We start from the raw sequence: 10,636 nt of genomic DNA, 5'->3' as shown, positions 1-10,636 counted from the left end.
TGCCCATCTGCCGTCCTACCAGCTCGGCCGCCTCCACGGTCAGATGGCGGAGGCGTTCGCGGACGCCGGTTTTGGCGCGTCTCTCGCCGAGGTGAAGGCGTCATTGAAGGCGCATCGCCGGCGCGGCTGGGTCCATACACGGGGCGAGGTGACGCCCGGGGTGGTGGGTATCGCCGCGCCTGTTTTCGACGGCGAACGGGAGATTTTGGGCAGTCTCAGTCTCACAGTACGGGATTCGCAGGCAACCCCGGACAAGTTGCAGCGCATGGCGGATCAGGTCGTGCTTTGCGCGCGTATCATCTCCAACGCCATGACGCGCGAATGAAGGTGCGCCTTTCCCGGCTTTTCCATCGCGGTAGTCAGACCCTGCGCCAGGGGACCAGGACCTTCTCGATCTGGTTGACGCCGACGTTCAGAAGAAAGCCGATGATGGCGACGCAGAAGAGGCCGACGTACATCTGCTCCACGGCGAACGTCTCCCACGCGGCCCAGATCATGTAGCCGAGGCCGCTCTTGGCGCCGACCATCTCCGCGATGGCGATCAGCACGAGGCCCATGCCGACGCCGAGCCGCACGCCGGTCAGGATGACCGGCATCGCCCCCGGCAGGGCGATCTTCATGAAGACCTGCCGCGGGTTCGCGCCATAGTTGGTGCCGACGTCGAGATAGATCTGGCTGATGCCCCGCACGCCGGTCGCGGCGTTGATCACCATGGGATAGAACACCCCGATCGCGACCATGAAGATCTTCGAGGCCTCGCCGAGGCCGAAGATCAGCAGCGCGAGCGGCAGGATCGAACTTTTCGGGATGGGATAGGTTGCGGAGATCAGCGGGTCGAAAAAGGCGTAGATCTTGCGGTTGAGCCCCATGATCACGCCCAGCACAAGGGCAGGAACCCCGCCGATCATCAGACCGACGGCGAGCCGCCACAGGCTGACGCTGATGTGCGTCCACAGATCGCCGCGCACGATCATCTCGCCCATCACGGCGAATATCCGCGTCGGGGCCGGAAAGAAGCGCTGGTCGATGACACCGTAGCGCGCGAGCACTTCCCACAGCAGCAGCAGGAGCAGCGGCGAGCTGATGGCGATCAGCCGCTCCGTTTCCTGCGCGGGCAGGGAGAATTTCAGACGGGATGCGAGTCTTTCGCGTTGAACCTGCGCCACCTACGCCTCCATCGCGTTGAGCTCTCTGGCACGATTCACCTCATGGCGCAGGCTGGACCAGATATCGTGCACCAGCGTGCCGTACTCCGGATTCATCTGCAGTTCCATCAGGTCACGCGGCCGCGGCAGATCGACGTTGACGATTTCCTTCTTCGTACCCGGATTGGCGGTCATGATCATGATCCGGTCTCCCAGCATCACGGCTTCGTCGACACTGTGGGTGATGAAGATCACGGTCTTGCGCGTTTCCTCCCAGATGCGCAGCAACTCCTCCTGAAGCAGGAACTTGTTCTGGGCATCGAGCGCGGAGAACGGCTCGTCCATCAGCAGGATGTCCGGATCGTTGGCGAAGGCCCGCGCGACGGACACGCGCTGGCGCATGCCGCCCGACAGCTGGTGCGGATAGGCGTTGGCGAAACGGGTCAGCCCGGTCTTCGCCAGAAAATGCCCCACCACGTCCCGGATCTCCGCTTCGGGACGGTTGCGCATCTTCAGGCCGAAGGCCGCGTTCTCCCACACCGTCATCCAGGGAAACACGGAATCCCCCTGGAAGACCATGGCATTTTCCGGCCGTCCGGAATTCGCCTGCCGGTTGACCTGTATCCTGCCGCTCGACTGCTTTTCCAGCCCCGCCAGCATCCGGATGAGCGTGGACTTGCCGCAACCTGAGGGCCCGACGATCATGAAGAATTCGCCGCGCCGGATCGACAGGCTGACATCCGACACCGCGTGGAAGTTCCCGTAACGCTTGTTGAGGCGGCTGATCTCCAGGATGGTGTCGGCGTGGCCGGAGGCGGTGTCGCTCACTGCTTGCCCTCCGCTGCCAGCGCTTCGTTCGCCCTGGCGACATAGGACGTGTCGATGACGCCTTCCAGCGTCGCATCGGCGGAAACCAGCCCGGCCTGCTGGAAGAAGGCGAGATCCTTCTGCAGGCTTTCCATGTTCACCGTGCCGTCGGGGTTCATGCGGTGTGGTGTCACCTTGCGGATGACGTCCGGGTCCTTGACGTTCGAATACTTGGCCATGATGTCGATGACCTCCTCGGCGTTCCGGCCCCTGAGGCCGCCTTCGGACAGCGCATCGACGTAGAAGTTCGCGGCCCGCACGTAGGCCTTCATGAAACGCAGGCCCCGGTCGGAATCAGGATCGAGCATCTCCCGGCCGTAGAAGATGACGGCCGTCTGCTGGTCCGGATAGAAGCTGTCGTTCGAAACCAGCACCGCCGCCGCGCCTCTCGAGACGATGTTGGTCACATTCGGCTCCGTGGTGATGCTGGCGTCGATGGCACCGTTCTCGTAGGCCGCCAGCTGCTGGGTGAAGCCGAGATAGCTGATCTCGACATCGCCATACTGGAGGCCGGCGGATTTCAGCGCCTCGTTGAGCACGGACAGGTCGCTGCTGCCGTTGGAAACGACCGCCACCTTCCGCCCCTTCAGATCGGCGAGCGAGTTGACCTCGCCACTGTCCTTCAGGGCCTTGCGCACCAGGAACGATTGAAAGCCGTAGCCCGGAGAGTTGCGCGCCTTGTCGGCCACGATCCGCACGTCGACATCGCGGCCGAGCGCATTGTAGAAGCCGGCGGACGCAGCGCCGCCGCCGACATCGAGCTGCCCCGCGCCGAGCGGCGCGATCATCTTCGCGGCCGAGTCGAAGGGGACGAAGTCCACCTCGATCCCCTCTTCCGCGAAATAACCTTTTGCGTCGGCGATGAACAGCGCAATGTCGCTCGCGGCATTCGTCACTCCGACGCTGATCCTGTCCGCCGCGACAGCGGGAGCGGCCGCGAGCGTCAACGAAAGAGCCAGCATGATCCGTTTGAACAGCGTCGTCGTCACCTTGCATCCTCCTCCCAGAATGTCGCTTATTTTCAGCTTGTCCGTTTATTTCAGATCGAAGAACTCTAACGCATTCCGGTAACAAATCTTCTCCAGATCGCTCTCCGGCAGCCCGAGTTCGTTGAGAACGGCGATGGTGCTGCGGATATAGCCGGGGCCCCGCTCCGGATCGAACGGCGAGTCGGATGCGAACAGGACCTTGTCGACACCGTAGAACGCCAGGCCGCATTCCGTCGCCGGCCGCGAACCGAACACCGCGGTATCGGCGTAGAAGCCCTTGAAATAGTCGAGCGGACGCTTCTTCAGGCGCTCGAGGACTGGACGCAGGTCCTCGTCCGACGTGCGCTTGCCGAGCTGGTCCCAGCCGGGACCGACGCGCCCCTCGAAATAGGGCACCATCGCGCCCAGATGGTGGGCGAGGAACCTGATTCCGGGATACTTGTCGATGATGCCGGAGAAGACGAGGCGCGCCATGGCCGCGCTCGTTTCGTACGGCCAGCCGAACGTCCACCAGATCTCGTATTTCGAACGATCCTCGGACTTGTAGTCGGGCAAGTCGCTGCCGCGCGAGGGATGGAGCAGGATGGGCTTGCGATATTCATGCGCCACCGCGAAAATCTCGTCGAAGCGCGGATCGTCGAGCGGCAGGCCGCCGACGTTGGTGTGGATCTGGAGGCCCGCGGCGCCGAGCGTGGTAAAGGCCCGCTCGGCTTCGCGCGCCGCGCCCGCCGGGTCGTTCATGGCAAGGCCGGCCACGAAGCCGGCGAACCGGTCGGGATGGGCGGCGATCAGCTCGGCGAAGCCATCATTGGCGAGCCGCGCCACCTCCGCGCCGAAGGCCGCATCCCCCATCTCGTCCAGTGGCGGCATGCCGAGCGACAGGATCTGGCGATAACCGGGGCCGAACTCGTCCATGATCTGCAGGCGGGTGTCGAGATCATAGATGCAGGGAATGCCCTGCATGCGTTTGCCAATGCCTTCCCCCGCGCCGGACAGGCCCTGTATCTTCGCCCACGCGGCCTTGGGAAAGAAGTGATTGAAAGCATCAATATATTGCATGTCGGCTCCCTTCTTGTCGAAGCGGATCATGCCCTTGCGCCTCCGGAGGCCCTAGTATAGAATTTTTTTCGCAATATAAGAATTTTCTATAATGACCCGCTTCACCTTGAAACAATTGAGATATTTCTGCCAGCTCTGCGAGGCGGGATCGTTCACGGGCGCGGCTGCCGAACTCAATCTGTCGCAGCCCGCGCTGCACTACCAGATGAAGGAACTCGAGGCGGTGCTGGGCGTCGAGCTCTTCAGGCGTTCGCCGAGCGGTGTGGTGCCAACCCCGGCGGGCACGGCCTTTTACGCGGAGGCCATGAAAGTGCTCGACCAGTGCAGGATCGCGACGGACAGCATCGCGCCGTTCCGGCCGCCGAGGGACAGGCCGCTCACGGTCGGCATCGCGCCTTCACCGGGAAAGCTCATCGGGCCGGATATGATGTTGCGGCTGCGCGAGATGGGTTTCAGCACCGTCACGGTGCGCGACGGCCTGAGTTCGGACCTGACGCCCCTGGTCATCAGCCGCGAAATCGACGCGGCCCTCTGTTACAGCACGCTGGCCGGGCGCCTGCTGGGCCGCTGCCACCACATCGCCGACGAGGCCATGTATCTGCTCGGTCCGCGCGCGATCGTGAGGCCGGAGGAGGGGCCGATCCAGTTCACACGCCTGACGGCCTACCAATACGTGCTCGACAGCCCCGCGCACACGACGCGGGAAATCATCGACGCCATCGCGCGGGAAGCCGGCATCAGGCTCGACATCGCCTTCGAAGTCAACGCCATCGACATGAAAAAGACGTTCATCGAGGAGCGCGGCTTCTGCACGATCGCGCCGTCGATCTTCGGCCTCGACGGCATCCGCGCCGGCAGGATCGGCGCGCGCCGGATCGAGGGGCCGAGCATCAACCGCCAGCTTGTCCTCTGCCTCGCCGACAACGTGCCGGCCCATTTCGCAAGCAGCATCCTGGAGATCGCCCGCGCGCTCGTGGCCACGGTCGCGCAGGACGAAACGACGGGGTGGTCCATCCCGCAGGAAGCGGGCGAAGCGGCGCCGGCTCGCGGGATCTGATGCGAAAGCAGACAGATCCGCCCCGCCCGGACGCCGAGGCCTCGGCGGCGATCACCCGCCGTCAGGCTTCATGACGCCACCTTGGCCATATCTGCATCACCGATGGCGGTGGGCCCGCCGCAACAGATAGTCGAAGTTCACGACGTATTGTTCGGCGCGGTCGAGGTTGTTGCGCAGCCGCGCGACGTCGTCCTCCGCGAACGCGATGGTCTCTCCGCCGAAGCCGTGCACGATGAACTGATCCTCGCAGGCGTTTTCGAGCGTGATCGTGCGGATAACGGCCTCCTCGAGGGAGTTCCCCGCGACCGCGACGCCATGGCCGCGCATCAGAACGGCCTTGTGGCCGGCGAGCGCCTGGGCGACGCCCCGTCCCGTTTCCTGGGAGCGGATCAGGTCGATCGTGTCTTCGTAGAGGCCGACGCCATCGGAAAAGACGGCGCTCGACTGGGAGACGACGCGCCAGGGCCTGTCAACCGAGGACAGCGCGACGGCATACTTGGGGTGGGCGTGGATGACCGCATTCAGATCCGGCCGCGCGCGGAAAATCTCCGAGTGAATGAAGACCTCGCTGTGTCGTCTTCCGGCTCCGCCGACCTTTTCGCCTTCGAGATTGCAGATCACGACGCTCTCGATCGTCACCTCCTCGAAGCCGACGCTGTGGGGCTTCATGAAGAAGAGGGACGGGTCCGACGGATCGCGGACCGAGACGTGACCGCGCGTGAAATCGCCGAGCCCGGCGGCGTCGAGCACGATACCGGCGTCGATCAGGCGCTGTTTGAGTTCATCCGACATTGTGATGCTTCCTCCAGGGTTTTGCGTATGCGTGGTAGGTCCTGGCTTCCTGACGCGGGAACTGAATGCTGCAGGAGCGAGCCCCAAGGCGATCTCATGGCTTTCCGTCAGGGCTCGACGAGCCGGCACTTGTCGACCGGCAGGCGGACATGGATCGGCTTGCCGAGGACCTGTTGGACGGAAGGATGGGCGCGGGCGAGCAAGACACCGTCGGCGACGCGGATCTTGTAGTCGATGACCTCGCCGAGGAAAGCCTTGCCTTCCACCGTCCCGACGAAGTCCATGACGCCGTCTTCCCGCTCGCCGGGATTCAGGGAAAGGTGAACGTTCTCGGGACGGATGGATATGCTGACCTTCTTGTCCCTCGCCAGTTCGGCGGAATCGCTGTCGACGACGATCTGCCCGATCTCGCTGTTAATCCGCGCCTTGCTGTCTCCTTCCGCGTCGAGAACGGTGCCTTCGATGAAATTGGTGGTACCGACGAAATCGGCGACGAAGCGGCTGCTGGGGCGCTCGTAGATCTCGCGCGGCGTCCCGAGCTGCTCGATCCGGCCGTCGTGCATGACGGCGATCTGGTGGGAAAGCGCAAGCGCCTCCGCCTGATCGTGCGTGACATAGATGGTCGTGAGGTCGAGATCGCGCTGGATGCGCTTCAGCTCGAACCGCATCAGTTCGCGCAGCTTCGCGTCGAGGTTCGAGAGCGGCTCGTCGAGCAGCAGCAGGCGCGGCTCCATCACGAGCGCGCGCGCCAGCGCGAGCCGCTGCTGCTGGCCGCCGGAGAGGCGCGTCGCCTCGCGGCTGGCGAGATGGTCGAGCGCCACCGCCTTCAGCACACGCTCGACTTTCTTCTCCGTTTCCGCCTTGCTGAAATTGCGCGAGCCGCTTTTCAGCGGAAAGGCGACGTTCTCGAAGACGTTCATGTGCGGCCAGATGGCATAGGACTGGAAGACCATGCCGAAATCGCGCTTGTTGGGCGGCACGAAGGTCTTGCCGGCCGAGGAAAAGACCACGATGTCGTCGATGGCGATGTGGCCGCCGGTCGGCCGTTCAAGCCCTGCGATGGAGCGCAATGTCGTGGTCTTGCCGCAGCCGCTCGGCCCGAGCAGCGTGAAGAGTTTGCCTTTCGGGACGGTGAAACTGATGTCCTGCGCCGCCTTCACAACGCCGCCGCTTCCATTTGGATACTCGGTATACAGGTTACTGACAGACAGCATTGATTGTCCTCATGGGCTTGCAGCACCGAATGAATGGCCGCCGGTGACGGAGCGGTCGCCCGCTCCGCTCCGCCGCCGGCGAAGAGGGCCTACCTGCCGCGGTTGATGACGATGTCCTCGAAGAGCTGCTGCCACTTCTTGCCCTCGTCCAGCATGCGCACCGGATCGACCATCGTGAGCTCCAGATTCTCCGGCAGCGGGCTGACGCTGATGTTGGTCGGGGTGTACTCGCGCTCGGCGTAGAGTTTCTGTCCATCGGTCAGGAGGAAGTCGTAGAAGAGCAGCGCCGCGTTCGGATGGGGCGCGGCATTGGCCACGGCCAGACCGTTGACGCGGGCGATGGCGGGCTTGATGAGCAGCCAGTCGACCTTGCCGCCGTTCTTCTTCATGCCGTCGACGTGATACTGGTAGACGGTCATGGCCAGGGGGATCTCGCCGGCGGCGACGAGCTCCAGCATCAGCGAGTGCCCCTTGCGCACGGAAAGGCCGTTGGTCGCCACCAGCTCGCGGAAGAAATCCAGGCCCTCTTCCTCGCTGGGGAACGAGTTGACCACTTCCGCGAACCAGTCGGCGTCGTCGGCCTCGACGCCGATCTTGCCCTTCCATTTCGGGTTGAGGAAATCCGTCCAGGTCGTTGGCGCGTCCTCGGCGCTGACCAGTTCGGTGTTGATCGCGGAGGTGATGATGTTGAGCCGGGTGCCGATCCATTCACCATGGGGCCGTGTGGCGAGCGGCATGATGTCGGCCTGTGACGGCGAAACGACCTTCTGCAGGACTTCCTCCCGGTGGAGGGCTTCCAGCTCGTTGCCGTTGGTCTCGAAAACGTCCACCGAGAAGCGGCCGGCGCGGTTCTCGGTCAGCGCGCGCTGCAGCACCACGTCGGAATTGGCGCGCCAGACGCTGGCGCGGATGCCGTATTTCTCCTCGAAAGCCTTCGCGACGGCCGTCATGTCCTCCTGGCGCTGGGAGGTATAGATGGACAGCGCCCCTTCGGCCCGCGCGCCTTCCAGGAGACGCTCCGCGCGATCGGGGCCGCTGTAGGAGGCCAGCTCCTGCAGCACGTTCTGGGCGCGCGCCTTGCCGGCCCCGCTGCCGAAGGCGGCCGCGAGGGCGAGACTGAAAGTCAGTTTGCCGAAGCCTCTGCGGCTCGTCGGCCTGTTGAATGCGGTCATGGCATTTCCTTCCTGTGCTGTCCGTTCTTGCTTGTGATCGATTGACGGGCGTGTCGTCATCACTCTCAACCCTTCACGCCGACCTTGCTTCCGAGCGCCTGCGCGACGAGCACCAGGATGAAGAGGGAGCCGATGAGCATCACGCCGAAGGCGCAAAGCTGGACGTAGGTACCCCCCTGCCACAGCTCCCAGATCATGATCGAGACCACTTCCGTGCCGGGGCTGTAGAGCAGGATCGAGCTCGACAGTTCGCGGATCGAGACGATGACGATGTAGATCCAGCCGGCCAGCAGGCCGGGTTTCATCAAGGGCAGGATGACGGCGCGGAACGTCCTCGACCACGAGGCGCCGCTCATCGTCGCCGATTCCTCGAGCTCCTTGTGGATCTGCAGCATCGACGTCGTCGTATAGCGGATCCCGTAGGGCAGGAACCGCGTCATGTAGGCGATGAAGAGAATCCACAGTGTGCCGTAGATGCCGATATCGAAATTCAGGTAGAAAACCATCATCGCAAGACCCAGCACCAGTCCGGGGAAGACGAGGGGCAGCGACGACAGATTGTCGAGGAGCCAGCGGCCCGGCAGCTTCGTGCGTATCACGATCCAGCTGATGACGGACGTGAGCAGCATGACCGCGGTCGCCGAGGCGATGGCGAGAATGATGCTGTTCCAGACCGCCGTGCCCATGGCCGGCAAGGCGAGTACCTGGCGGTAGGCATCGAGCGTGATGCCCGACAGGGCGGCAAACGAGGGCGGCGTATTGTAGCGATGCAGCGAGGACCACAGCAGCGTCAGAAACGGCAGGACGACGACGATCAGCGCATAGAGAATGAAGAAGGCGGTGCCGACATGGCGCCAGCGGCCGAGATCCATCTGCCGCGGGCGAAAGCCCTTGCCGGTAACGGTCGAGAATTTGCTGCCCTGGTTGCTGAGGCGCGACTGGAAATAGATGCCGAGCGAGGTGATCCCGAGCAGGATGACCGCGAACGCCGATGCCAGCCCGACATCGCTCGGATAGCCGTGGACCGCCTGATAGATCGACGACGTGAAGACCTGCAGCCCGACAGGCACGCCCAGCAGCGCCGGCACCTCGAAGGATTCGATCGCACGGATGAAGATGATCAGGAAAGCCGCGACGATCGCGGGCCAGGTCAGCTTCAGCGTGATGCGATAGGCCGTCTGCAGGATCGACGAGCCGCTCATCATCGCCGATTCCTCCAGCGACGGGTCCATGGCGCGGAACGCGGCCGTCATCAGCAGGAAGGCCATGGGTGAATAGTGCAGGCCGTCCACCCAGATCATGCCGCCCATGGAATAGATGTCGAAGATCGCCTCTTCCACACCGAAGATGCCCCGGAGCATGCGGTTGATGAGACCGATCTGGGGGCTGGCGAGCAGGATCCACGACACCGTGAACAGGATGCTCGGGATGATCAGCGGAATCAGCGACAGCGCGAAGAAGAGCGACTTGAACGGCGTGTTCGTGCGCTCGTTCAGCCAGGCGAGCGTCGTGCCGAGAGCAAGCGCGAACAGCGCCGTGCCGCTGGCGAAAATGAAGGAGTTGGACAGCAACGTGCCGAGCCGCGCGGACGAGAAGGCGTGCACGTAGTTCATGAACGTGAAGACCGACGGCGTGGTGCGCGTATACGGTGTCACGAAGCTCTGCCAGAGCAGAAACACCAGCGGTATCAGCACGAACCAGGCGACGAGCAGCACGGTGACGCCGATGATGATCCATTTGGCATCGATACGCGGCAGGCTGCCGGACTTATGGACGGATATGTCCTGGATGAGCAAGATTTCCTCCCTTCCCATTGCTTGGGATGCGGCATTGCTGCCCGCTGTTGGGCGCGCCGTTCTTTCACGGGGCCGTGCTTGTCGTTAATCGAAAGTATATCTCATTATATTGGATTTTTGTAAATAGCCAAATTTGGGCATTCTCAGTGCAGCTTATCCAGGACGAGTTGGCCGGCGAATCTCCGGCCCTCGTGGCGGATAGCCGGGATAAGGCATACCTTCATTCGCGCGTCATGGCGTTGGAGATGATGCGCGCGCAAAGCACGACCTGATCCGCCATGCGCTGCAACTTGTCCGGGGTTGCTTGCGAATCCCGTACTGTGAGACTGAGACTGCCCAAAATCTCCCGTTCGCCGTCGAAAACAGGCGCGGCGATACCCACCACCCCGGGCGTCACCTCGCCCCGCGCATGGATCCAGCCGCGCCGGCGATGCGCCTTCAATGACGCCTTCACCTCGGCGAGAGACGCGCCAAAACCGGCGTCCGCGAACGCCTCCGCCATCTGACCGTGGAGGCGGCCGAGCTGGTAGGGCGGCAGATGGGCG

The 10,636-nt window shown here is 63.5% G+C and carries 11 protein-coding genes; 2 read left to right on the top strand and 9 right to left on the bottom strand.

The window, feature by feature from the left end; all coding sequences use genetic code 11:
* A partial coding sequence (locus tag ACUSIJ_RS29150) for an IclR family transcriptional regulator domain-containing protein (protein WP_449311923.1) occupies window positions 1–325 on the top strand: 325 nt, incomplete at its 5' end.
* 34 nt (window positions 326–359) lie between these two features.
* Here ACUSIJ_RS29150 and ACUSIJ_RS29145 read toward each other — a convergent pair.
* The 4 genes from ACUSIJ_RS29145 to ACUSIJ_RS29130 are packed head-to-tail and all read right to left on the bottom strand — an operon-like array spanning window position 360 to window position 4,090.
* On the bottom strand, window positions 360–1,166 hold the full coding sequence (locus ACUSIJ_RS29145) for an ABC transporter permease (RefSeq protein ID WP_449311922.1): 807 nt from the start codon (window positions 1,164–1,166) through the stop codon (window positions 360–362).
* The gene (locus ACUSIJ_RS29140; protein ID WP_449311921.1) at window positions 1,167–1,973 is read right to left on the bottom strand and encodes an ABC transporter ATP-binding protein; all 807 of its coding nucleotides are present in this window, start codon (window positions 1,971–1,973) and stop codon (window positions 1,167–1,169) included.
* Entirely contained in the window at window positions 1,970–3,001 is a 1,032-nt protein-coding gene (locus ACUSIJ_RS29135) for an ABC transporter substrate-binding protein (protein ID WP_449311920.1), read from the bottom strand. The genes ACUSIJ_RS29140 and ACUSIJ_RS29135 overlap by 4 nt, the downstream gene beginning before the upstream one ends.
* A 45-nt stretch (window positions 3,002–3,046) precedes the next feature.
* A complete protein-coding gene (locus tag ACUSIJ_RS29130) occupies window positions 3,047–4,090 on the bottom strand; it encodes an amidohydrolase family protein (RefSeq protein ID WP_449311919.1) in 1,044 nt (347 codons plus the stop codon).
* Window positions 4,091–4,151: 61 nt separating this feature from the next.
* Between ACUSIJ_RS29130 and ACUSIJ_RS29125 the strand changes: the two genes are divergently transcribed.
* Window positions 4,152–5,117 carry a LysR family transcriptional regulator gene (locus ACUSIJ_RS29125; RefSeq protein WP_449311918.1) on the top strand — a complete coding sequence of 322 codons (966 nt, stop codon included), beginning with the start codon at window positions 4,152–4,154 and terminating at the stop codon, window positions 5,115–5,117.
* A 96-nt stretch (window positions 5,118–5,213) separates the two neighbouring features.
* Here ACUSIJ_RS29125 and ACUSIJ_RS29120 read toward each other — a convergent pair whose 3' ends face one another.
* The 5 genes from ACUSIJ_RS29120 to ACUSIJ_RS29100 all read right to left on the bottom strand — a co-directional run.
* On the bottom strand, window positions 5,214–5,909 hold the full coding sequence (locus ACUSIJ_RS29120; protein WP_449311917.1) for a class II aldolase/adducin family protein: 696 nt from the start codon (window positions 5,907–5,909) through the stop codon (window positions 5,214–5,216).
* Between the two features lie 107 nt (window positions 5,910–6,016).
* Window positions 6,017–7,123 (bottom strand): ABC transporter ATP-binding protein, encoded by a 1,107-nt coding sequence (locus ACUSIJ_RS29115; protein WP_449311916.1) that lies wholly within the window; start codon window positions 7,121–7,123, stop codon window positions 6,017–6,019.
* Between the two features lie 89 nt (window positions 7,124–7,212).
* Window positions 7,213–8,295 (bottom strand): ABC transporter substrate-binding protein, encoded by a 1,083-nt coding sequence (locus ACUSIJ_RS29110; protein ID WP_449311915.1) that lies wholly within the window; start codon window positions 8,293–8,295, stop codon window positions 7,213–7,215.
* Window positions 8,296–8,360: 65 nt separating this feature from the next.
* Window positions 8,361–10,091: an ABC transporter permease gene (locus ACUSIJ_RS29105; protein ID WP_449311914.1), complete on the bottom strand. Its 1,731-nt coding sequence runs from the start codon at window positions 10,089–10,091 to the stop codon at window positions 8,361–8,363.
* A 220-nt stretch (window positions 10,092–10,311) separates the two neighbouring features.
* Window positions 10,312–10,636 (bottom strand): IclR family transcriptional regulator domain-containing protein (locus ACUSIJ_RS29100; RefSeq protein ID WP_449311913.1); only part of this gene is annotated, 325 nt, incomplete at its 5' end.

This window comes from Pseudochelatococcus sp. B33, from assembly GCF_053570585.1.
Note: the sequence above shows the minus strand (reverse complement) of the source record. Positions and strands in the feature narration are given on the sequence as shown.

Bases quoted from the DNA above. Each gene is read 5' to 3' on its own strand.
- ACUSIJ_RS29115 (WP_449311916.1), bottom strand. From the start codon at position 7,123: ATGCTGTCTGTCAGTAACCTGTATACCGAGTATCCAAATGGAAGCGGC.
- ACUSIJ_RS29130 (WP_449311919.1), bottom strand. From the start codon at position 4,090: ATGATCCGCTTCGACAAGAAGGGAGCCGACATGCAATATATTGATGCT.
- ACUSIJ_RS29125 (WP_449311918.1), top strand. From the start codon at position 4,152: ATGACCCGCTTCACCTTGAAACAATTGAGATATTTCTGCCAGCTCTGC.
- ACUSIJ_RS29110 (WP_449311915.1), bottom strand. From the start codon at position 8,295: ATGACCGCATTCAACAGGCCGACGAGCCGCAGAGGCTTCGGCAAACTG.
- ACUSIJ_RS29120 (WP_449311917.1), bottom strand. From the start codon at position 5,909: ATGTCGGATGAACTCAAACAGCGCCTGATCGACGCCGGTATCGTGCTC.